Origin of the sequence: Aeromicrobium sp., from assembly GCF_050700635.1 — a bacterium.
Classification (GTDB): Bacteria; Actinomycetota; Actinomycetes; order Propionibacteriales; family Nocardioidaceae; genus Aeromicrobium.
The window spans coordinates 1-22342 of record NZ_JBOHDT010000202.1 but is presented as its reverse complement, the minus strand read 5'-3'; the positions used below and the strand labels follow the sequence as shown (position 1 = coordinate 22342).

Below are 22342 nucleotides of genomic sequence, written 5' to 3'. Positions count from 1 at the left end.
GCGATGGCAAAGCGCCGAGCGGCCAGGACATGGCCTGGCTGCGCGAGCTGATCGACTGGCAGTCCGAGACCGAGGACTCGGTCGACTTCCTCGACTCGCTGCGCTTCGAGATGAACAACGCCGGCGTCTACGCGTACACCCCGAGGGGCGACGTCATGCAGCTGCCCGCGGAGGCGACCCCGGTCGACTTCGCGTATGCCGTGCACACCGAGGTGGGTCACGCCTGCATCGGTGCCCGCGTGAACGGTCGCCTCGTCTCGCTGGAATCGGAGCTGAAGACCGGCGACGTCGTCGAGATCTTCACCTCCAAGGCGCCCAATGCGGGCCCGAGTCGCGACTGGCTCGAGTTCGTCAAGAGTCCGCGTGCGCGCAACAAGATCAAGCAGTGGTTCACCAAGGAGCGCCGCGAAGAGGCCATCGAGCGCGGACGTGACCTCATCGCCAGGCAGATGCGCAAGGAGAACCTGCCGCTGCACCGCCTGTTCAACCACGAGACGCTCGACGCAGTCGCGAAGGACCTCCACCTCGCCGACGTGTCCGCGCTCTACGCGGCCGTGGGGGAGGGCAACGTCGGTGCGCAGAACGTCGTCGAGCGGGTCATCGGCATCGCCGGCGGACGTGAGGGGGCCGAGGAGGACCTCGCCGAGGCGACGTCGATGCCCGGCGTCGGCCGTCGTCGGCCCACCTTCGGCGATGCCGGCGTGGTGGTCGAGGGTGTCGACGGCGACCTGTTGGTCAAGCTGGCCCGCTGTTGCACGCCGGTGCCAGGTGACGACATCCAGGGATTCGTCACGCGTGGGTCCGGCGTCTCGGTGCACCGCAGCGACTGCGTGAACCTCGCGGCCCTGCGGAACGAGCCCGAGCGGCTGGTCGCAGTGAACTGGGCGCCGACGGCCAAGAGCACGTTCCTGGTCGCCGTCCAGGTCGAGGCTCTCGACCGTCCGCGCCTGCTGAGCGACATCACCCGGGTCATCTCCGACCAGCACGTCAACATCTTGTCGGCTTCGCTGAACACCGGACGCGACCGCGTGGCGAAGTCGAAATTCACCTTCGAGATGGCCGACGCCAAGCACCTCGGCCACGTGCTCTCGGCCGTCCGCACCATCGACGGCGTCTTCGACGTCTACCGCCTCACCCAATAGCACCGCTCGCGAGAGAGAAGCGCGCCGCTCGCGAGTGAGAAGCGCACCGCTCGCGAGTGAGAAACTGTCTCGGTCTCCCATCACCCGTACCCCCAGGAACGAGGACGCGGTTCGATGCCGAGCAACTTGCCCAAATTCATCTCGTACGACGCGTCCGGCCCGAATAGACGCTGACGGTCCGCATTCTCCCAGCGCCACCCGTACAGGTCGGTGAGATGCGCGCGTCGTTCCTCGTCGTGGGCCCGGTCGCGACGGTCGGTGTGGAACTCCCGCCCGTCGTATTCCGAGCCCAAGAGGATCTCTGGGTACGCAAGATCGAGAAAGAAGCGAGACCCGTGATGGTCGACAACCTCGAACTGAAGGGTGGGCGCGGGAAATCCGGCGTCGTGGATGCGCAGGCGCTGCCAGCTCTCGCCCGGTGTCTGAGCCCGGCCGTCAACCAGCCCCGCCAATGATCGAGCCTGCACGATGCCGGGGTATCCCTTGAGTCTCGCAATGAACCGCCGAAGCTCGTAGAGGTCAATGAGGCCGGCTCGTACGAAGGCATCAGCAGCGGCAAGTGCATATGGCCGATAGAGCCGGCGCAGCAAGTCCGACGCCGTTCGTAGCGGGGTTGTTGCGTAGGTGCCATCAATCGAGGTGATGTCGCCGGCCTCGAGGATCGCCTGACGACAGCGTGCTCCGGGAACAGTGAGCCGCGTCGTGCTGTGTGGCACGACGAAGCTGGGCACCAAGAGGAAGCGGTCGCTGGGCTTGAAAGCGTCCACGCCGTGCAGCCAGGCTGCGGTCTCGTTGCAGGCGATGGCCCCTGGTGGGCGAACCAAGGAGATTGCCGCGAGACGTAAAGCACGCGAGTCCACTGAACGCGCGTCGATGTAGACACCCCGGAAGAGGCGACGAATGCTGCCAGTTACCACCAGGTGGCCGAGCTGCTTCGGGGACCAGCCGAATGCACGGGCGGTGATCGTCGTGAAGGGCTGTCCGTCGTGGATGAGGTCGTGCACCGGATCAGCGAACCGGCGCAGGCCGCCGGAGTCGACATAGTCGTCCACAGGTCGGGAAGTTCTCTCTCGTCACAGGAAAACTTCTCTCTCGCCGCCGGTGCATTTCTCTCTCGCGGCGGGGGAGTTTCTCTCTCGTGACCGGGGGGTGCGTGGGTCAGGAGTAGTCGGAGGACGCCTTTTGGGCCATGGCGAGGAACGACTCGCGGGAGGCGAGAGTCTCCTCGAGCTCGGCGACCTTCTTCTTGTCACCAGTGGACTGGGCTTTGGCGAGATCGGCGCGGAGGTCCTCGATGGCGCTCTCGAGCTTGGCGACCATGTCGTCGGCGCGAGCCGACTTCTCCGGGTCAGTGCGCTGCCACTCCTGCTCGCTCGCCGCGCGGACGGCCTGATCGACCTTGCGGAGCCGTCCTTCCATCTCCTTGACGCGACCGCGGGGGACCTTGCCGGCCGCCTCCCAGCGGTCGGCGATGTCGTGCCAGGCGCGACGGGCCGCCTCGAGGTCCTTGATCGGCAGCAGCTTCTCGGCCTCGACGAGGATCGCCTCCTTGACGACGGCGTTCTCCTCGTACTCCTTGTCGAGTGCGGCGTTCGCCTCGTCGCGGGCGGTGAAGAAGACGTCCTGAGCTGCCCGGAAGCGCTTCCAGAGCTTGTCCTCGACGTTACGTGGAGCTGAGCCGGCGGCCTTCCACCGCGACATGAGGTCGCGGTACTTTCCGGACGTCGGACCCCAGTCGGTCGAGGACGACAAGTCCTCAGCCTCGGCGATGAGCTTCTCCTTGACCGACTGCGCGGCTTCGCGCTGGGTGTTCTGCTCGGCGAAGTGTGCCTTGCGATGTCGGGTGTACGCGGTGCGCGCCGAGCTGAACCGGTGCCACAGCTCGTCGTCGGTCTTGCGGTCGAGGCGTGCCAACGACTTCCACTCGTCGAGCAACGCGCGCAGCTTGTCGGCGCCGCCGCGCCAGTCCGATCCGGCGGCGATCTTCTCGGCGTCGTCGGCGATGCGGGTCTTGGCGGTGAGGGCCTCGGCCGCCTTCACGGCGCGGGCGGCCTTGCGCTCCTCGCGCTGCTTCTCGATGACCGGTGCGAGGGCGTCGAGGCGCTTCAGCAGCGAGTCGAGGTCGCCGAGGGCCTGCGCGCCGCTGACCTGCTCACGCACAGTGGTGACGGCCTTCGCGGCGTCGTCCGGGCTGAGAGTGCCGCCGGTGAGTCGCTTCTCGAGGAGGTCGACCTCGACCTCGAGGCCCTCGTACCGAATGACGTACAACGCCATGGCTTCCTGGGGATCGCCACCCGGCCACTGGCCTATGACGCGCTCACCGTCGGCGGTGCGGACGTAGACCGTTCCGTCGGCGTCGACACGGCCCCACGGGTGCTCGGCGGCGGAAGTCATGCCCATCAGTCTAGGAGGCTCGTCATTTCTGGGACGACGGGGACGTTCGGAGGGCAGGGCGCTCTCGCGTACCCTGTCGGTCGTGCTCCTCACCTCCTTCCCGGCCGGTCCGCTGCAGGCCAACTGCTACGTGGTCTCGCGCGCACCGGGCACCGGATGCGTGCTCGTCGACCCGGGAATGGACGCCATGGACGGCGTGCACGCGGTGGTGCGCGAGCACAACCTGACGCCGGCGGCGGTGCTCGTCACGCACGGTCACTTCGACCACATGTGGTGCGTGCAGGACGTCGTCCGCGAGTACGGGTGCGAGGTGTGGATCCACCCCGCCGACCGGCACCTCCTCTCTGACCCGATGGCCGCCATCTCGGGCGAGTCGGCAGCGATGCTCCGCATGCAGCTCGGCATGACCGACGTTCCCGAGTTCGCCGAACCCGGCGACGTCCGCGACGCCGTCGACGGCGCCGCCATCGAGGTCGACGGGCTCACGTTCACCGTCGACCACGTCCCCGGCCACACCCCGGGAACGGTCGTCTATCGCATCGCTTACGACGGGACGGAAGACGTCTCCGAGCTGATGTTCTCCGGCGACTTCCTGTTCGCCGGCTCGATCGGCCGCACCGACCTCACCGGCGGATCGCACCCGCAGATGCTCGACAGCCTCCGCGACCGCGTCCTGCCGCTCGCCGACGACGTCGTCGTGCTGCCCGGCCACGGCCCGCAGACGTCTATCGGCCGTGAGCGCGCGACCAATCCCTTTCTCGCGGAGCTCACGACATGACGAAGCTGAGCGGGTTCCCCGAGCTGCTGCCGGCGGAACGTCACGTCGAGCTGCACGTGCTCGACCACCTGCGTCGGGTCTTCGAGCTGCACGGCTTCGCCAACGTCGAGACACGTGCGGTCGAGACCACCGACACCCTGCTGCGCAAGGGTGAGATCGACAACGAGGTCTACGTGCTGCGGCGTCTGCAGGCCGAGGATCAGGAGAGCGACGTCGGGCTCGGCCTGCACTACGACCTCACCGTCCCGTTCGCGCGGTACGTGCTGGAGAACGCCGGCCGACTCGAGTTCCCGTTCCGGCGCTATCAGATCCAGAAGGTCTGGCGGGGCGAGCGCCCCCAGCAGGGTCGGTTCCGCGAGTTCACCCAGGCAGACATCGACGTCGTCGCCAAGGACGAGCTGGCGTTCCACTTCGACGTCGAGATCGCCCAGGTCATGGCCGAGGCGCTCGGCGATCTGCCAGTGCCGCACCTCACGCTCCAGGTCAGCAACCGCAAGATCCTGGAAGGCTTCTACCTCGGCCTCGGCGTCGCCGACCCGCCGGCGGTCATGCAGGTCATCGACAAGCTCGACAAGCTGTCGACGGACGCCGTTGCGCTCCAGCTCACCGATCTGGGGCTCACCGGGTTCCAGGCGGCCGAATGCGTCAACTTGGCCCAGATCTCGACCGCTGACACCTCGTTCGTCGAGCGCGTCCGCGCGATGGGCGTCTCCCACGAGCTGCTCGACGCCGGGCTCGACGAGCTGGCCCAGGTGGTGGGCGCGGCTCACTCGACCGAAGGCGTCACCGTGGTCGCCGACCTGCGCATCGCCCGCGGACTCGACTACTACACGGGCACCGTCTTCGAGACACGGATGGCCGGCTACGAGCAGCTCGGGTCCATCTGCTCGGGCGGACGCTACGACCGGCTCGCGACCGACGGGCGCAGCACCTACCCGGGCGTTGGCATCTCCCTGGGCGTCTCGCGGCTGATCATCCCGCTGCTGGCCGACGGGCTCACGAGCGACCGATCGGTGCCGTCATCCGTCCTCGTTGCACTCGTCGACGAGGACTCGCGCTCCGAGAGCGCCGACGTGGCCTCCCGTCTTCGGGCTCGTGGCATCCCCACCGAGGTCGCAGCGAGCGCCCAGAAGTTCGGCAAGCAGATCCGTTACGCCGAGCGACGCGGCATCCCCTACGTCTGGTTCCCGGGGGAGTCCCACGAGGTGAAGGACATTCGTTCCGGCGAGCAGGTCGGCGCCGACCCGGACGCATGGAACCCCCCGGCCGACGACCTGAAGCCCCAAATCAAGGAGCAGCACCTGTGATCCGCACCCACGACGCCGGAAGCCTGCGCGCCGAGAACGTCGGCGACCGGGTCACCCTCGCCGGATGGGTGGCGCGTCGACGCGACCACGGCGGGGTCGCCTTCATCGACCTGCGCGAGGCCTCCGGCGTCGTCCAGGTGGTGGTGCGCGAGGAGGTCGCCCACCAGCTGCGCTCGGAGTTCTGCCTGAAGGTCACTGGCACCGTCGAGAAGCGTCCCGACGGCAACGAGAATCCCGGCATCCCGACCGGCGACGTCGAGGTGATCGCCGACGACGTCGAGATCCTCAGCGCGGCGGCCGCTCTGCCGTTCCCCATCGACGATCACCTTGACGTGGGCGAGGAGGCGCGGCTCAAGCACCGTTACCTCGACCTGCGTCGCACCGAGCCGGCTGCGGCCATCCGGCTGCGCAGCCGGGTCAACCGGGCCGCCCGGGACGTGCTCGATGCGCACGACTTCGTCGAGATCGAGACGCCGACCCTCACCCGGTCGACGCCTGAGGGTGCCCGTGACTTCCTCGTGCCGGCCCGGCTGCGTCCGGGCAGCTGGTACGCCCTGCCGCAGAGTCCGCAGCTGTTCAAGCAGCTGCTCATGGTCGCCGGGATGGAGCGGTACTACCAGATCGCGCGCTGCTACCGCGACGAGGACTTCCGCGCCGACCGCCAGCCGGAGTTCACCCAGCTCGACGTCGAGATGAGCTTCGTCGAGCAGGACGACGTCCTTGTCCTGAGCGAGGAGATCGTCGCAGCGCTGTGGCGGCTCATCGACGTCGAGATCCCCACACCCTTCGAGCGCCTGACGTACGCCGAAGCCATGCGACGCTTCGGCACCGACAAGCCGGACCTGCGCATGGGTCAGGAGCTCGTCGAGTGCACCGAGTACTTCGAGAACACGCCGTTCCGCGTGTTCCAGGCCGACTACGTCGGGGCCGTCGTGATGCCCGGCGGCGCCTCCCAGCCGCGCCGGCAGCTCGACGCATGGCAAGAGTGGGCCAAGCAGCGCGGGGCCAAGGGTCTCGCGTACGTGCTCGTGCAGGACGACGGCGAGCTCGGCGGACCGGTGGCGAAGAACCTCACCGATGACGAGCGCTCCGGCCTGGCCGCCCATGTCGGCGCGCAGCCTGGCGACTGCGTCTTCTTCGGCGCCGGCGCGGTCAAGTCGACGCGCGCGCTGCTCGGCGCCGCCCGGCTCGAGATCGGCCGCCGCTGCGACCTGATCGACGAGTCCGCCTGGAGCTTCCTCTGGGTGGTCGACGCCCCGCTGTTCGAGCCCGCCTCGGAGGCGGCCGCCGCCGGGGAGGTCGCCGTGGGAACCGGCGCTTGGACGGCAGTGCACCATGCGTTCACGTCACCGAAGGATCTCGACACGTTCGACACCGATCCCGGCAACGCGCTGGCCTGGGCCTACGACATCGTGTGCAACGGCAACGAGATCGGTGGCGGCTCCATCCGTATCCATCGCGAGGACGTGCAGAAGCGGGTGTTCGCGATCATGGGCCTCGGCGAGGAGGAGGCCCAGGAGAAGTTTGGCTTCCTGCTCGACGCGTTCAAGTACGGCGCCCCGCCGCACGGCGGTATTGCGTTCGGCTGGGACCGCATCTGCGCCCTGCTGAGCGGCGCCGACTCGATCCGCGAGGTCATCGCGTTTCCAAAGTCCGGCGGCGGCTACGACCCGCTCACGGCGGCACCGGCCCCGATCACGCCGGAGCAGCGCAAGGAGGCCGGCGTCGACCCGGTGGCCGAACGGCCGGCGGCGGGTTCGGACGCACCGGCCGCGAACGAGTAGCCACGGCTCAGACGCCGACAGCTCGGGCGGAGTCCACGGCAGTCAGAAGCTGCTCGATATCGGCTGCAGTCGTGCGATGGCTGATCACGCACGCGCGTAGCGCCGAGTGCCGGCCCACGCGCACGGGGCTGATCCAAGCCTGGCCACCTGCCACGACGCGCGCCGCGAGTCCGCTGTGGTGCTGCCAGGCCTCGTCGGCCGGAAGGTCATCGGCCGCCTGGTCGGCGAAGCACACCACCGGGAGCGGCGTGTCGTTGACGATTCGCCAACCGGCCGCAAGGAGCTGCTGCCGTATGAGCTCGGCGAGAGCCACGTCGTGGTCGATCTGTTCCGCGTAGCCGCCCTGGCCGGCCACCGCCAGGCTCAGGAAAAACTTCAGCCCGATGAACCGCCGGGACCACTGCTGGCTGGACGTGTACGGGTCGACGGCGCCGAAGACCTCGTCCGGCATGTATGAGGTCGTGACTCGGAAGGTCTCGGCAAGGCCGTCCCGGTCGGTGCACAGCAGGGCGCCGGCGCCCATCGGAACCGACAGCCACTTGTGGGCATCGATGGTGACCGAGTCCGCCCGCTCGATTCCGGCCAGAGCCGGGGCGAGCCGGTCCGAGAGCGCGGCCGCGCCACCGTACGCCGCGTCCACGTGGAATCGCAGGTCAAGCTCGGTGCACATCTCGGCGAGCTCCGGCAACGGGTCGATCACACCCGCTCCCGTTGTGCCTGCCGTGCCGATGACGAGGAACGGCAACCGACCGGCCTGACGATCCGATGTGATCAGGTCGCGCAGGCGGGTGAGATCCATCCGGAGGTCTGGTTGGACCGGGACCAGCCGCACGGCGTCGCGCCCGAGGCCGGTGGCATGGGCGATCTTCAGCCAGGCCAGATGCGACTCGGCCGAGGCGTACAACACCGGCTCGCCTCGCAGTGCCCGGACACCGGATGTGCCGTACTCCGGGAACGTCCTCGTCAACGCGAGCAGCACCCCGGTCATGTTCGCTTCCGCACCACCGGAGGTGAAGGAGCCCGCCACCTCGTCGGGCGGGTACCCGAGACGCTGCCCGAGAAAACGCACCAGGTGTGCCTCGATCTCCACGGCCGCGGGTGCATGCGACCACGCCGCCAGCTGAGGGTTGACGGCGGCCGCGAGGGTGTCACCGACGACGCCCATCAGCGTCGGCGTCGGGTTGAACAACCCGAAGTAGCGCGGGTCGGTGGTGTGCACGGTGCCGTCGTCGAGTAGCGCCACCACATCGTCGATGACGGTGCCGGGCTGGACCGGGACCTCGAACCGGTAGGCGCCGATCGTCGTGCGCAGCTGCTCCAGGTCGACCGGTCTGCTCACGGGCCGTCGACCCGCCAGCAGGCGCTGTCGCTCGAGCACACCGGCCACGTGCGCCCACACGTCCGCCGTGGCGCGCTCGGCGGGATCGAAGGATCCGCGACCAGTGGGGAACGCCGAGTCGTCGGTGAATGTGTCCTGACCTGCGCCGTCGATGCTCATGAGCGTCAGTCTCCACGACCGCTCCGGCGCCTCACAGGGGAGCCATGGACAGCGAGCACCGACTTCCTGACATGTCTGTCCGTCGCCGCGTCACCTAAGGGAACTAGGGTCGAACCATGAGCACTGACGGGCTGTTCGACCTCCCGGACGCGCCTGTGCCCCCACCCACGACGCGGCCCGCCGGAGGCAGCCTCGCGGGCAATGACCACGCCTCCGCACCGCTGGCCGTGCGCATGAGGCCCCGCACGCTCGACGAGCTCGTGGGCCAGGAGCACCTGCTCGCACCGGGGTCGCCGTTGCGGCAGGTCATTGACGGCGACCAACCGCTCACGCTGCTGCTGTGGGGTCCTCCTGGCACCGGCAAGACCACGATCGCGTCGCTCATCAGCCGGCACACGAATCGCCGGTTCGTCGAGATCTCCGCGGTCTCTGCCGGCGTCAAGGAGGTGCGTGACGTCATCGCGGGCGCCCGCCGGGCGTTGGCACAGAGCGGCGTCGAGACGGTGCTGTTCGTCGACGAGGTGCACCGGTTCAGCAAGACCCAGCAGGACGCCCTGCTGCCAGGCGTCGAGAACCGCTGGGTCTCGCTCGTCGGCGCCAGCACGGAGAACCCGCACTTCAGCGTCATCTCGCCGCTGCTGAGCCGATCGCTGCTGCTCACGCTGGGGTCGCTCTCCGACGACGACGTCGCCGTGCTGCTCGATCGCGCGCTCACGGAGGAGCGCGGGTTGGGTGGCGAGGTCACGCTCACGCCCGCGGCGACGGACCATCTGGTGCGGCTGGCCGGAGGAGACGGACGCCGGGTGCTCACCTATCTCGAGGCGGCGGCCGGTGCTGCGCTGGCTCAGGACCGTCACGAAGTCACCGTCGAGGACGCGGCCCTCGCGGTCGACCGGGCGGCCGTCCGCTACGACCGGCAGGGCGATCAGCACTACGACGTCATCAGTGCCTTCATCAAGTCGATCCGTGGCTCGGACGTTGACGCGGGGCTGCATTACCTGGCCCGCATGATCGAGGCGGGGGAGGACCCGCGCTTCATCGCACGACGGCTGATGATCCTGGCCAGCGAGGACATCGGGCTGGCCGACCCGACAGCGTTGCCCACTGCTGTCGCTGCTGCTCAGGCAGTCGCCCTGATCGGATTCCCGGAAGCCAGGCTCACGCTCGCGCAGGCGGTCATCGCGCTCGCCACCGCACCGAAGTCGAACGCGGTCACTCGGGCCATCGATGCGGCCGAGGCCGACGTCCGGGCCGGCAAGGCCGGTGCGGTGCCGCCCGCCCTTCGGGATGCCCACTACTCCGGGGCCAAGAAGCTCGGACACGGACACGACTACCTGTACTCCCACAGCGACCCTCGTGGCGTGGTCGGTCAGCAGTACGCACCCGACGACGTCGACGGTGCCGTCTACTACCAACCGGGCGAGCACGGTGCCGAGGCGGCGATCGCCGAACGGCTCGATCGCATCCGGGCGATCCTCGCTGATCACGCACGGCCAGACGATCCGGCCGTTCACGGCTAGTAACCTCATACCGTGCCCACCGATCTCGTCCTGCTCGTCGTCACGTCCCTGTTCGCGTTGATGGCGCTGGTGGCCGCCATCGTGACGATCCGCTCGGCTCGCCGGACCACTGAGGTCGAGAGCGCCGTGCGAGAGTCCGCCGCGCCTGCCGTGGCTCCCGAACGCCTTCCGCGCCAGGCCGTCCTGGTGCCAATCGACGACGATGATGTCGTCCAGGAGCTGGTTCCGCGCCGGGTCGAAGGTCGAGTCGTGGTGCCCCCCTCGGGTCAGCAGGTCGTCAACGCCGCGATGAGTCGCCCGCACGTTCGGCTGGCGATCCTCGCCCACGGGATCACGTACGCCCTGCGTCCCGAGAGTCGCGACCGCATCACGGCGCTGATGCGTCGTGAGTTCCGCCGCCGCCGCCGCGAACGGCTGTCGGCAGGGCGTCGAGCCGTCCGCACCGCGCGCCCGGCGTCGGCGGACTCATGGATGGGGGAGTCGTGGATCGGCGAGCTCCCCGCCCAATCACACTCGGCCCAGTCACACTCGTCGACGAGGGTGGACTCATGAGGGGCCGCACCGTCTGGTTCGTCGCCGGAACCGCCGCGGGCGTCTACGCCACCGCCAAGGCGCGGCGGGCTGCCTACCGGTTGTCGATGCCCGGCCTCGTCGACCAGGCCGCGGCCCTCGGGCTCGGCTGGCGGGAGTTCTCCGGCGAGCTGCGCGACGGGATGACCCGGTACGAGCACGAGATCGCCGTCCGCCTCGACGCCGCCCCGATCACACCGACAGCATCGACCGAGAGTGACGTCCCTGATGGAGACCGCTGAGATCCGCCGGCGCTTTCTCGCGCACTTCGAGGACGCCGGCCACACGGTCGTGCCATCGGCTCCGCTGCTGTTCGACGACCCCAACCTGTTGTTCGTCAACGCCGGCATGGTGCCGTTCAAGCCCTACTTCCTGCAGCAGGAGACGCCCCCGTTCGACCGTGCGGTGAGCGTCCAGAAGTGCGTGCGCACCCTCGACATCGAGGAGGTCGGCAAGACCACGCGACACGGCACGTTCTTCCAGATGAGCGGCAACTTCTCCTTCGGCGACTACTTCAAGGAAGGCGCGATCGAGCACGCCTGGAACCTCGTCACCGGGTCGCTCGACGACGGCGGCTACGGGTTCGAGCCGGACTCGGTGTGGGTCACTGTGCTCGAAGGAGACGACGAGGCGCGGGAGATCTGGAAGCGGGTCGTCGGTCTGCCCGACGAGCGCATCCAGAGCCGCGGACTGCTCGACAACTACTGGCACATGGGCGTCCCCGGTCCCGGTGGCCCGTGCAGCGAGATCTACATCGACCGCGGTGCGGAGTTCGGCCCCGACGGCGGGCCGATCGTCGACGAGGACCGCTTCCTGGAGATCTGGAACCTCGTGTTCATGCAGGAGGAGATCACCAACGTCCGCGCCAAGGACGACTTCGACCTCGTCGCGCCACTGCCCAGCAAGAACATCGACACGGGCATGGGTCTGGAGCGCGTCGCGTACCTGATGCAGGACAAGCACAACCTGTACGACATCGACGAGGTCTTCCCGGTCATCGAGCGGGCATCGGAGCTCAGCGGTCGTCGATACGGTGCCGATCACGGCGACGACGTGCGCTTCCGCGTGGTCGCCGACCATGTCCGCAGCGCCCTGATGCTCATCGGCGACGGCGTCACCCCCGGCAACGAGTCCCGGGGCTACGTCCTGCGACGGCTGCTGCGTCGCGCGGTCCGCTCGATGCGGCTGCTCGGCTTCGACGACCCGGCTCTGCCCGAGCTGCTGCCGGTGAGCCTCGATCGCATGAAGGCGTCCTACCCGGAGCTGGAGCGCGACTTCGCCCGCATCTCGCAGGTCGCGTACGCCGAGGAGGAGGCGTTCCGCCAGACCCTCGACAAGGGCACCCAGATCTTCGACCTCGCCGCGGCGAGCACTCTGCAGCACGGCGGCACCGAGGTATCGGCGGATCGGGCCTTCGCCCTGCACGACACGTACGGGTTCCCGATCGACCTGACGCTGGAGATGGCCTCCGAGCAGGGGCTCAGCGTCGACGAGGACGGCTTCCGTGCCTTGATGGCCGAGCAACGGGCCCGGGCGAAGGCCGACGCGAAGTCCAAGAAGGGCCACCACGCCGACACCACCGTCTACCGGGCGACGCTCGACACCCACGGACCCACCGACTGGCAGGCGTACACGACGTTGACCACCGAGTCGCGCGTGCTGGGACTGCTTGCCGAGGGCGCGGCGACGCCCGTTCTCACCGCCGGCACGATCGGCGAGGTGGTGCTCGACCGCACACCCTTCTACGCCGAGTCCGGCGGCCAAAACGCCGACGCCGGCGCGATCACCTGGGACGGTGGCAGCGCCGAGGTGCTCGACGTCCAGCGTCCGGTTCGCGGCCTCGTCGTCCACCAGGTCCGAGTGCTCGAAGGCGAGCTCACGCTCGACGCTGGCGTAGAAGCCCAGGTCGATCCCGAGTGGCGCCTCGGAGCCCGCCAGGCGCACTCCGGCACGCACGTCGTCCACGCCGCGCTGCGCGAGGTGCTGGGCCCCACCGCCCTGCAGTCGGGGTCGTACAACCGACCGGGATACCTGCGGCTCGACTTCGGCTGGACCGGAGGCTTGTCGCCCGAGCAGTTCCACGACGTCGAGGAGGTGTCCAACCGGGCACTCCGCGAGGACCTCCCCGTCTCGGCCGCCGTCATGCCACTCGACCGTGCCAAGGAGATCGGCGCGCTGGCCCTGTTCGGCGAGACGTACGGCGAGGACGTCCGCGTGGTCGAGATCGGCGGTCCGTGGTCACGCGAGCTGTGCGGCGGCACGCACGTCGAACGCTCGTCGCAGATCGGCACCGTCGTTCTCACCTCCGACAGCTCGGTGGGCGCGGGCAACCGGCGCATCGAGGCCGTCGTGGGCCTCGAGGGCTTCCGTTACCTCGCGCGGGAGCGCGACCTCGTCCACCAGCTCAGCACCATGCTGAAGGCCAGTCCCACCGACGTCCCAGCCCAGGTCCAGAAGCTCGTCGACCGCCTGCGCACCACCGAGAAGGAGCTGGAGCGACTCAGGTCGGCCGAGCTCGTCGGCGCGGCCGCCGACCTCGCCGACCAGGCCGTCGATGTCGATGGCGTCGCGTTCGTGGGCCACCGGGCCGAAGGAGTCGGCGGTGCGGACGTCCGCTCGATCGCGCTCGATGTCCGCGGACGTCTGAAGGACCGGCCGGCCGTGGTCGTGGTCATCGGCACCGGGGGAGGCAAGCCGTCAGCGGTGGTGGCCGTCAACCAGGCGGCCCAGGACTTGGGCATAGCCGCGAATGAATTGATCATGCTGGTCGGACAGCATCTCGGCGGACGCGGAGGCGGCAAGGCCGACATCGCCCAGGGCGGTGGCACCGACATCGATGGCATCGAGGCGGCCCTCACGGCCGTACAGGCCCGACTCGCGGCCGGATCGCGCTGACCGTGCGACGCGGTCGTCGGGTGGGTGTCGACGTGGGCGACGTTCGCATCGGCGTCGCCGTGAGCGACCCCGAGGGTCTGCTCGCCACGCCGCTGGAGACCGTTTCCGCAGGTCCGGACGCCTTCGCGCGACTTGCGGCCATCGTCGCCGAGCTCGAGGCGCTCGAGTGCGTCGTGGGCCTTCCGTTGTCGCTGTCGGGTCGGGAGGGCCCGGCGGCCGCCAAGATCCGAGCGTTCGCAACCGGCTTGCGCGACGCCATCGTCCCCGTGCCCGTTCGGCTGTTCGACGAACGCATGTCTACGATGACTGCGGACGGTCAGCTGAGAGCGAGCGGCCGGTCCGGCGCCGGCAAGCGCGAGATCATCGATCAGGCTGCGGCCACCGTGATCCTCCAGGCAGCCCTGGACGCCGAGCGCACGCGCGGGACCGCCCCGGGCGAGATCTGGTGAGGACGGGATGAGCCACAGCGGAACCGACACGAGGACAGGTGGCGGTGGATCACGCCGTGGTCCCTCGGGTCGACGCAGGGCGGTCCGCCGCGGTCCATCCCGCGCTCGTCGCCTGCTCCGCACGTTCGTGCTGCTGCTCGTCCTGGCGGCGGTGGTGTTCGGGTTCACGAAGGTCGCGGCGATGTTCGGCGGTCCTGCCGACTACAGCGGACAAGGAACCGGCAAGGTGGTCGTCGAGGTGGCGAACGGCGCGAACGGACAGCAGATCGCCAACGTCCTGAAGGAGGCTGGTGTGGTCAAGAGCGCGGAGGCGTTCTACCAGGTGTCCTTGAACGACCCCCGGGCCCAGTCCATCCAGTTCGGCTTCTACCAGCTCCGCAAGAAGATGTCTGCCAAGGCCGCGCTCGACGCGTTGGTGGACAAGAAGAACCGTGTCGAGGGACGGGTCACCATCCCCGAGGGCGCGCGGATCGACGACATTGTCCCGCTCATTGCCAAGGGCAGCGAGATCTCCGAGAAGGACGTTTCTTCCGCCTTGAAGAAGCCGAATGAGCTCGGCCTCCCGCAGGACGCTGAGTCCAATCCTGAGGGCTATCTGTTCCCGGCCACGTACATCGTGCAGCCAGGCATGTCCGCGAAGGATCTTCTCCGGCAGATGGTCGCGAAGACGATCGACGTCTCGAAGTCCCTCGACGTCAACAGCCGTGCCCAGGAGCTCGGGCTCAGCGGCGCCGAGGTACTGACCGTGGCCAGTCTCTTGGAACGAGAGGCCCAGAAGGACGAAGACTTCCCCAAGGTGGCACGGGTCCTCTACAACCGGATCAAGGCGGACCAGCCGCTTCAGCTCGACTCGACCGTCGCCTACGTCAGCAAGCGTGAGGGCGACGTCTTCACCACGCCCGAGGAGCGCGACAACCCGTCGGCGTACAACACATACAAGAACGTCGGCCTGCCTCCGGGTCCGATCGGTTCGCCGGGGGAGAAGACCATCGAGGCGGCGCTCGAGCCGGCTGAGGGCTCGTGGACGTACTTCGTCACGGTGAACCTCGAGACCGGTGAGACGGTCTACTCAGAGAACATGAAGGAGCACAACAAGGCGGTCGCGCAGCTGCAGGAGTACTGCAAGGGCACGGACCTCTGCTGATGCCCGCAGGTGTCAAGCACTGTGCCGTCCTCGGCTCGCCGATCGCCCACTCGCTGTCGCCCGTCATGCACCGTGTCGCGTACGCCGAGCTCGGGCTCGACTGGAGCTACGAGGCGGTCGAGGTCGACGAGTCCGGCCTGGCGACCTTTCTCGCGGGGCTCGACGCCGACTGGCGCGGCCTCTCGCTGACGATGCCGCTCAAGCGCGTCGCGCTGGACCTGGTGGATCGGTGCAGCGAGGTGGCCACGGCCGTGGGCGCCGTGAACACGATCGTCCTCGGACCGGACGAGGGCCGAGGAACCGGCGACAACACCGACGTCCCCGGCGCCCTCGCCGCACTACGTGAGCATGGCCTCGATGATCTTCGCACCGCACGCATCATCGGCGGCGGGGCGACCGCGACGTCCATCGGCCACGCTCTGGCCACTGCGGGCGTGACCGATCTCGAGATCGTCGTCCGTGAGGTCTCCAAGGCGAGTGCGACCGCTGAGGCGGCACGCGCGGCCGGTGCGCACGTGGCGGTGCAGTCGCTCGAGGAGCCGTTCCTCGAGAAGGTCGACATCGTGGTGTCGACCGTCCCGGGCGAAGCGGTCCGATCCCGGTTACAGGAGCTGGTCCGATCGGCGCGGGCCGTCTTCGACGTCGCCTACGAACCGTGGCCCGGTCCGATCGTCACGGCGGCCGAACAAGGTGGACTGCCCGCCGTCTCCGGGCTCGACCTGCTCGCGCATCAAGCCGCCCTCCAGGTGCAGCTGATGACCGGCAGCAGCATCGAACCAGACCTGTTGCGCAAGTCCGCACTGGCTTCCCTTTTGCCGTGATCATCGCGATCGCCGCTGCCCTGGCGGCCCTCGTCGGGGCGGCCGGTCCGCTCGTCCTCGCGCGGCTGCCGGAGCCGCCCGAACCCGACGACGACAAGCTGGCCTACGTGACGCTCGCGGGGGTGCCGTACCTTTCCCTGTGGTTCGCCGGCGCAGCGGCCGCGATGGCCGGCCTGGCCGCCTGGAAGGTACCCACCGAGCTTGTTCCGGTCTGGGTGCTGTTCGCCGGCGTCGGCACCTGGCTCGCCTACGTCGACTGGCGGACTCGCTTGCTGCCGTTCCTGCTCGTCGCCCCGATGTACGTCGCGACGCTGGCGCTCGTGGCGCTCGGGGCGTTCCTGCTGGATGACTGGAGCGTTCTGGCCAAGGGACTCATCGGCAACGTGGCAGTGTTCGCCGTGTTCTGGCTGATCTACCAGCTCGGCCAGCTCTTCGACGGGGGCGCATTCGGCTACGGCGACGTGCGACTGTCAGGCGTCGTCGGGCTGGCACTCGGGGCACTGGGTGCCGCCGAGACGCTGACCGGCACCTACGGGGGGTTCGTGCTCGGCGCCGTGGGCGGGCTGGCGTTCTCCAGACTGGGCTGGGTGGACAGCAAGGGCTTCGCCTTCGGGCCCTACCTGGTGGTCGGCGCGATCATCGGTGCGGCCTGGGGTGCTTCCCTCTGGCCCATGTGACGGCGTGGGAGAATCGACGACATGCTCCGTTGGCTGACCGCCGGTGAATCACACGGCCCCGCACTCGTCGCCGTCCTCGAAGGACTGCCGGCGGGTGTGCAGGTGACCAGCAAGGACATCCAGGCAGCGCTCGCCCGCCGACGCCTCGGCTACGGACGCGGCGCGCGCATGAGCTTCGAGGCCGACGAGCTCGAGATCGTCGGCGGCATCCGTCACGGCTCCACCCTCGGCAGCCCGATCGCCCTGCGCATCGGCAACAGCGAGTGGCCCAAGTGGGAGCAGGTCATGGCGGCCGACCCGGTCGACGCCGACACGCTGGCCGGACTCAAGAGAGGCGCTCCGCTCACTCGCCCGCGGCCGGGCCACGCCGATCTCGTCGGCATGCAGAAGTACGGATTCGACGAGGCCCGCCCGGTGCTCGAGCGAGCCAGCGCCCGCGAGACGGCCGCGCGCGTCGCCCTCGGCGAGATCGCCGCGCAGTTCGTGGAGCAGACCACCGGAGCCACCCTCGTGTCGCACGTTGTGGGGCTCGGCAGCGTTCGCGCTCCGGCGGGTGTGGTGCCCCTGCGCAGCGACCTCGAGGCGCTCGACGCCGATCCGGTGCGGTGCTTCGACCCCGACACCAGTGCGGCGATGGTCGCCGAGATCGACGCCGCCCACAAGGACGGCGACACCCTCGGCGGGGTCGTCGAGGTCGTCGTCGACGGCCTCCCGCCCGGCCTCGGCTCGCACACCCACTGGGACCGCCGTCTCGACTCCCGGCTCGCCGGAGCACTCATGGGCATCCAGGCCATCAAGGGCGTCGAGGTCGGTGACGGCTTCGAGCTCGCCCGTACCCGAGGCTCGCTCGCGCACGACGAGATCGTTCCCACGGACTCAGGCATCAGGCGCGCGTCCGGCCGTTCCGGCGGAACCGAGGGCGGCATGTCCACGGGTGAGCTGCTGCGTGTGCGGGCGGCGATGAAGCCGATCTCCACGGTCCCGCGTGCGCTGCGAACCGTCGACCTCGAGACCGGCGAGGAAGCGAAGGCCCACCACCAGCGGTCCGACGTGTGTGCGGTGCCGGCCGCCGGAATCGTGGCCGAGGCCATGGTGGCGCTCGTGCTGGCCGAGGCCGTGCTGGAGAAGTTCGGAGGCGACTCGGTGCCCGAGACCCGCCGCAACGTCGAGGGCTACCTCGCGAATCTCGCGCATCGATGACGCGCCCCGTCGTCGTGATCGTCGGGCCGCCCGGCGCCGGCAAGTCGACCGTGGCCGAAGAGCTGGCCCGTCGCCTTGGTGTCTCGGTTCGCGACACCGATACTGACGTCGAGACTGAGGCCGGCGCCAGCATCCAGGACGTCTTCATCGACCACGGCGAAGCCCACTTCCGCGCACTCGAGGAGAGGGCCGTCGCCCAAGTGCTGGACGAGCACGACGGCGTTGTCGCGCTCGGCGGCGGCGCCGTGCTCAGTGAACGCACGCGTGAGCGCCTCCGCGACCACCGTGTCCTGTTCCTCGACGTCGGCCTGAGCCAGGCGGTCCGGCGGGTCGGACTCGGCACAGGACGTCCGCTCCTGCTCGGCAACGTGCGGGCTCAGCTCAAGCAGCTCATGGACGCTCGGGGGGTCCTCTATCGTGAGGTCGCCGACCTGACCATCGTCACCGACGACCTCGACCCGTCGCAGGTGGCCGACCAGGCGCTCGCGCTCATCCAGGATCGGGAGGACGACCGATGACCACCCGGCTCACGGTGCGCACCGCGTCGCCGTACGAGGTCGTCATCGGCCACGGTGTGACCGATGAAGCGCGACGACTCGTGGGATCTGACGCCCATCGTGTCGCCGTCATCCACTCGCCGGCGTTGCTGGAGCGGGCCACGCATCTGCAAGGTGCCGTCGACGACCTCGAGGTCATCCTCATCGAGGTGCCGGACGGCGAGGCCGCCAAGTCCGCCGACGTGTTGGCGACGTGCTGGGGAGCGCTAGGCGAAGCGGGCTTCACCCGGTCCGACGTCGTCATCGGGCTGGGCGGGGGATCGACCACCGACCTCGCCGGCTTCGTTGCCGCGAGCTGGCTGCGCGGCGTCCGATTCATCAACCTGCCCACGACGGTGCTCGGCATGGTCGACGCCGCAGTTGGTGGAAAGACCGGCATCAACACCGCTTCCGGCAAGAATCTCGTCGGCGCGTTCCACGAGCCCGCCGGTGTGCTGTGCGACCTCGACGCCCTGGTGACGCTGCCGGCCGAGGAGCTGCGTAGCGGGATGGCCGAAGTCGTGAAGTGCGGCTTCATCGCCGACCCCTCGATCCTCGAGCTCGTCGAGGCCGGACCGGAGCACGCGCTGGATCCGGCTTCGCCGCTCATGGCGGAGCTCATCGTCAAGGGGATCGCCGTCAAGGCCGCGACCGTCGCCGGCGACCTGCGTGAGACCGGGGCTTCGGGCGGGGTCGGCCGGGAGGCCCTCAACTACGGCCACACCTTGGGCCACGCACTCGAGCGCGTCCACGACTACCGGCTGCGCCACGGGGAGGCGATCTCCGTCGGCATGGTGTTCGTCGCCGAGCTCGCGCACCGCGCCGGGCGCATCGACGCGGACCTGCTGGCCCGGCATCGCACGAACCTGAGCTCGCTCGGACTGCCGACCACCGACGACACCGAGTTCGACACCCTCCTTGCCGCCATGCGACTCGACAAGAAGACCCGAGGCAACCAGCTGCGGTTCGTCGTGCTTGACGGGCTGGCCCGGCCGGCCGTCCTCGCCGGTCCCGACGAGAAGCTGCTTCGCGACGCCCATGAGGCACTGGCGTGAGCGCCCCGACCGCCGAGCAGCTCGTCGACCGCCGGAGCCGCGCCGTCGCCGCGCTGGACGGCCTCGGTACCGAGGGTCTGCTGGTCACCACCCTCGTCAACGTCCGATACCTCACCGGGTTCACGGGGTCGAACGGCGCCCTCGTCCTGGGCGCCGACGGCGCCGGCACGTTCCTCACCGATGGTCGCTACCGCGACCAGGCGGCCGAGGAGGTGCCGGACCTCGATCACTTCATCACCCGTGACCTGCTGGGCGAAGCGGCGAAGCGAATGCCGGGGTCGTGGGCGTGTGAGACGCACACGATGAGCGTCGACGAGCACGCCACGCTCCAGGAAGCCGGCGTCTCGGTCGTGTCCGCCTCGCGCCTGGTGGAACGGCTGCGCGAGATCAAGGACGACGGTGAGATCGACGCGCTACGTCGGGCCTGCCAGATCTCCGTCGACGCGCTGCAGGACCTGCTGGCCGGTCCGCTGGCCGGCCGCACCGAGACCCAGGTCGCCAGAGACTTGGAGTGGCGCATGCTCGAGCTCGGCGCGGAGGCGATCGGATTCGAGACGATCCTCGCGTCCGGCCCGAACTCCGCGATACCGCACCACCGAGCGACCGACCGTGTCCTGCAGATCGGTGATCTCGTGAAAGCCGACTTCGGTGCCCGCGTCGACGGCTATCACGCCGACTGCACCCGCACCGTCGTGCTCGGCGCTGCCGACGACTGGCAGCGGGAGATCCATGCCGCCGTGCAGGCATCGCAGGCCGCTGGCGTCGACGCCCTTCGCGAAGGTACGCCGGTGGCCGCCTCCGACGAGGTCGCACGCAAGGTACTCGACGACGCGGGGTGGCTCGAACGCTTCACGACCGGCGTCGGGCACGGGGTCGGTCTGGAGATCCACGAGGACCCGTTCATCGGCCGCAAGCACGTCGGTAGACTGGCCAGTCGCACCACCTTGACGATGGAGCCGGGCATATACCTCCCGGGTCGTGGGGGAGTGCGCATCGAAGACACCGTGCTCGTCACCCCGGATGCCCCCGAGGTGCTCACCACGATGACCACCGACTTGTTGGAGATCGCCTGATGGCCACCACGAACGACCTGAAGAACGGCATGGTTCTCAAACTCGACGGACAGCTCTGGGCCGTCGTGTGGTTCCAGCACCACAAGCCGGGCAAGGGCGGCGCCGTCGTCCGCACCAAGCTCAAGAGCGTCCTGTCGGGCAAGGTCGTCGACCGCACGTTCAACGCCGACGTGAAGGTCGACATCGCCCAGGTCGACAAGCGCGACATGCAGTATCTTTTTCACGATGGGTCTGGTTTCGTCTTCATGGACTCCACGACCTACGACCAGATCACCGTTACTGACGCGGTGGTCGGCGACGCGAAGCACTACCTGCTCGACAACGGCGAGGCGATGGTCGCCGTCAACGACGGACAGCCTCTGTACATCGAGCTGCCGGCGTCGGTCGAGCTCACCGTCGAGTACACCGAGCCGGGCCTGCAGGGCGACCGCTCCAGCGGAGGCACCAAGCCGGCCCTCCTGGAGACCGGTAAGGAGATCCAGGTGCCGCTGTTCATCACCTCCGGCGAGAAGGTCAAGGTCGACACCCGCGACGGCAGCTACCTCGGCCGCGTGAGCTGATGTCCGCGCGCACCAAGTCCCGCAAGCGCGCCCTCGACATCCTCTTCGAGTCCGAGCTCCAGGGACTCACGCCCGGCGGTTCGCTAGCCGGGCGACGTGAGCTGAACGACCCGCCGGTCAACGAGTACACGGTCCAGCTGGTCGAGGGTGTTGTTGCCGACCAGGAGCGCATCGACGCGATGCTCACCGAGCACGCTCGCGGCTGGACGCTCGACCGCATGCCGGGCGTCGACCGCAACCTGCTGCGGATCGCCACCTACGAGATCCTCAGCGTCGCCGACGTCCCCGACGCGGTGGCCATCAGCGAGGCGGTCGAGCTCGCGCGCGAGCTGTCCACCGACGAGTCACCTGGCTTCGTCAACGGCCTGCTGAGCGCCATCGTGCAGACGAAGGCGACGGCCACGCCGGGCGATTAGCCCTCAACCGGCGAGGCGAACCAGATCGTGCGGTGCGTCCACTGTCCCGGGCCGAGGCGCTTGCCTGAGCAGACGAGCAAGGCCAGCTGGTGCGGGCCTTCCTTGTCGTAATACGGCGGATAGCCGTCCGATGCGAGCACCTCGATCTCCTTGTCGACCTCGTAGCAGAGCTCGACGTCCCCGTTGCGGACGATGATCCGGTTGCCGACCTTGAGCTTTCCAAGGAACTCATTGCCGAGGGCGGACCCGTCCGGCCAGGTGTGCGTGTTGATCAGCATGTTGCCCTTGGGCTCTCCGGGCCGGATGCCGGGCGGGCGGTCCCAGGCAATGGCCTGCTTGGCCGAGGTCGGCGGCACGCCGGGCACGTTGCTGCCGTCGCGGGGTAGAGCGACCACCTTCGCGTTGCGGATGATGCCCGGGACGGTGATCTGCTTCGGCGTGAACGGCTCGGTGGCCTGGTCGGCGCACGGCCCCGTCGGGCTCGGCGTCGGACTCGGCGTCGGGGTGGGAGTGGCCGATGCCA

General features: G+C 69.0%; 22 protein-coding genes. 18 read left to right on the top strand and 4 right to left on the bottom strand.

Annotated features, from left to right (window positions below; translation table 11 throughout):
• The coding region (locus ACRDPN_RS16050) for a RelA/SpoT family protein (RefSeq protein ID WP_431449688.1) at positions 1 to 1142 on the top strand (1142 nt) is incomplete at its 5' end.
• An 80-nt stretch (positions 1143 to 1222) separates the two neighbouring features.
• Here ACRDPN_RS16050 and ACRDPN_RS16045 read toward each other — a convergent pair.
• Together ACRDPN_RS16045 and ACRDPN_RS16040 are read right to left on the bottom strand one after the other, a co-directional pair.
• Positions 1223 to 2194: a hypothetical protein gene (locus ACRDPN_RS16045; RefSeq protein WP_431449687.1), complete on the bottom strand. Its 972-nt coding sequence runs from the start codon at positions 2192 to 2194 to the stop codon at positions 1223 to 1225.
• Between the two features lie 106 nt (positions 2195 to 2300).
• Positions 2301 to 3536, bottom strand: coding sequence for a DUF349 domain-containing protein (locus ACRDPN_RS16040; RefSeq protein WP_431449686.1), 1236 nt, complete (start codon positions 3534 to 3536; stop codon positions 2301 to 2303).
• Between the two features lie 82 nt (positions 3537 to 3618).
• On the opposite strand from ACRDPN_RS16040, the gene ACRDPN_RS16035 reads away from it, so the two are divergent.
• The 3 genes from ACRDPN_RS16035 to aspS are packed head-to-tail and all read left to right on the top strand — an operon-like array spanning position 3619 to position 7405.
• A complete protein-coding gene (locus ACRDPN_RS16035) occupies positions 3619 to 4314 on the top strand; it encodes an MBL fold metallo-hydrolase (protein ID WP_431449685.1) in 696 nt (231 codons plus the stop codon).
• On the top strand, positions 4311 to 5621 hold the full coding sequence (gene hisS / locus ACRDPN_RS16030; RefSeq protein ID WP_431449684.1) for a histidine--tRNA ligase: 1311 nt from the start codon (positions 4311 to 4313) through the stop codon (positions 5619 to 5621). Before ACRDPN_RS16035 ends, hisS begins: the two co-directional genes overlap by 4 nt.
• Entirely contained in the window at positions 5618 to 7405 is a 1788-nt protein-coding gene (gene aspS / locus ACRDPN_RS16025; RefSeq protein WP_431449683.1) for an aspartate--tRNA ligase, read from the top strand. The genes hisS and aspS overlap by 4 nt, the downstream gene beginning before the upstream one ends.
• Before the next feature lie 7 nt (positions 7406 to 7412).
• On the opposite strand, the gene ACRDPN_RS16020 is transcribed toward aspS, so the two are convergent.
• Positions 7413 to 8903 (bottom strand): pyridoxal phosphate-dependent decarboxylase family protein, encoded by a 1491-nt coding sequence (locus tag ACRDPN_RS16020; protein WP_431449682.1) that lies wholly within the window; start codon positions 8901 to 8903, stop codon positions 7413 to 7415.
• A gap of 116 nt (positions 8904 to 9019) precedes the next feature.
• Here ACRDPN_RS16020 and ACRDPN_RS16015 point away from each other — a divergent pair, with 116 nt between their 5' ends.
• The 14 genes from ACRDPN_RS16015 to nusB all read left to right on the top strand — a co-directional run bounded on the left by ACRDPN_RS16015 (position 9020) and on the right by nusB (position 21819).
• Positions 9020 to 10423, top strand: coding sequence for a replication-associated recombination protein A (locus ACRDPN_RS16015; protein WP_431449681.1), 1404 nt, complete (start codon positions 9020 to 9022; stop codon positions 10421 to 10423).
• A gap of 12 nt (positions 10424 to 10435) precedes the next feature.
• On the top strand, positions 10436 to 10975 hold the full coding sequence (locus tag ACRDPN_RS16010; RefSeq protein ID WP_431449680.1) for a hypothetical protein: 540 nt from the start codon (positions 10436 to 10438) through the stop codon (positions 10973 to 10975).
• A complete protein-coding gene (locus tag ACRDPN_RS16005; RefSeq protein ID WP_431449679.1) occupies positions 10972 to 11235 on the top strand; it encodes a DUF6167 family protein in 264 nt (87 codons plus the stop codon). Before ACRDPN_RS16010 ends, ACRDPN_RS16005 begins: the two co-directional genes overlap by 4 nt.
• The gene (gene alaS, locus ACRDPN_RS16000) at positions 11222 to 13888 is read left to right on the top strand and encodes an alanine--tRNA ligase (RefSeq protein WP_431449678.1); all 2667 of its coding nucleotides are present in this window, start codon (positions 11222 to 11224) and stop codon (positions 13886 to 13888) included. The genes ACRDPN_RS16005 and alaS overlap by 14 nt, the downstream gene beginning before the upstream one ends.
• A 2-nt stretch (positions 13889 to 13890) precedes the next feature.
• Positions 13891 to 14337, top strand: coding sequence for a Holliday junction resolvase RuvX (ruvX, locus tag ACRDPN_RS15995; RefSeq protein ID WP_431449677.1), 447 nt, complete (start codon positions 13891 to 13893; stop codon positions 14335 to 14337).
• Between the two features lie 127 nt (positions 14338 to 14464).
• Positions 14465 to 15481: an endolytic transglycosylase MltG gene (gene mltG, locus ACRDPN_RS15990; RefSeq protein ID WP_431449676.1), complete on the top strand. Its 1017-nt coding sequence runs from the start codon at positions 14465 to 14467 to the stop codon at positions 15479 to 15481.
• Positions 15481 to 16302 carry a shikimate dehydrogenase gene (locus ACRDPN_RS15985; protein ID WP_431449675.1) on the top strand — a complete coding sequence of 274 codons (822 nt, stop codon included), beginning with the start codon at positions 15481 to 15483 and terminating at the stop codon, positions 16300 to 16302. Before mltG ends, ACRDPN_RS15985 begins: the two co-directional genes overlap by 1 nt.
• Entirely contained in the window at positions 16299 to 16979 is a 681-nt protein-coding gene (locus tag ACRDPN_RS15980; protein WP_431449674.1) for a prepilin peptidase, read from the top strand. The genes ACRDPN_RS15985 and ACRDPN_RS15980 overlap by 4 nt, the downstream gene beginning before the upstream one ends.
• Positions 16980 to 17000: 21 nt before the next feature.
• Entirely contained in the window at positions 17001 to 18179 is a 1179-nt protein-coding gene (gene aroC, locus ACRDPN_RS15975) for a chorismate synthase (RefSeq protein ID WP_431449673.1), read from the top strand.
• On the top strand, positions 18176 to 18697 hold the full coding sequence (locus ACRDPN_RS15970) for a shikimate kinase (RefSeq protein WP_431449672.1): 522 nt from the start codon (positions 18176 to 18178) through the stop codon (positions 18695 to 18697). Before aroC ends, ACRDPN_RS15970 begins: the two co-directional genes overlap by 4 nt.
• The gene (gene aroB / locus ACRDPN_RS15965; RefSeq protein WP_431449671.1) at positions 18694 to 19770 is read left to right on the top strand and encodes a 3-dehydroquinate synthase; all 1077 of its coding nucleotides are present in this window, start codon (positions 18694 to 18696) and stop codon (positions 19768 to 19770) included. The genes ACRDPN_RS15970 and aroB overlap by 4 nt, the downstream gene beginning before the upstream one ends.
• A complete protein-coding gene (locus ACRDPN_RS15960) occupies positions 19767 to 20843 on the top strand; it encodes a M24 family metallopeptidase (RefSeq protein WP_431449670.1) in 1077 nt (358 codons plus the stop codon). The genes aroB and ACRDPN_RS15960 overlap by 4 nt, the downstream gene beginning before the upstream one ends.
• A complete protein-coding gene (gene efp / locus ACRDPN_RS15955; RefSeq protein ID WP_431449689.1) occupies positions 20840 to 21403 on the top strand; it encodes an elongation factor P in 564 nt (187 codons plus the stop codon). Before ACRDPN_RS15960 ends, efp begins: the two co-directional genes overlap by 4 nt.
• Positions 21403 to 21819 (top strand): transcription antitermination factor NusB, encoded by a 417-nt coding sequence (gene nusB, locus ACRDPN_RS15950; RefSeq protein ID WP_431449669.1) that lies wholly within the window; start codon positions 21403 to 21405, stop codon positions 21817 to 21819. Before efp ends, nusB begins: the two co-directional genes overlap by 1 nt.
• Here the strand turns inward: nusB and ACRDPN_RS15945 are convergent.
• A partial coding sequence (locus ACRDPN_RS15945; protein ID WP_431449668.1) for a class F sortase occupies positions 21816 to 22342 on the bottom strand: 527 nt, incomplete at its 5' end. The genes nusB and ACRDPN_RS15945 overlap by 4 nt on opposite strands.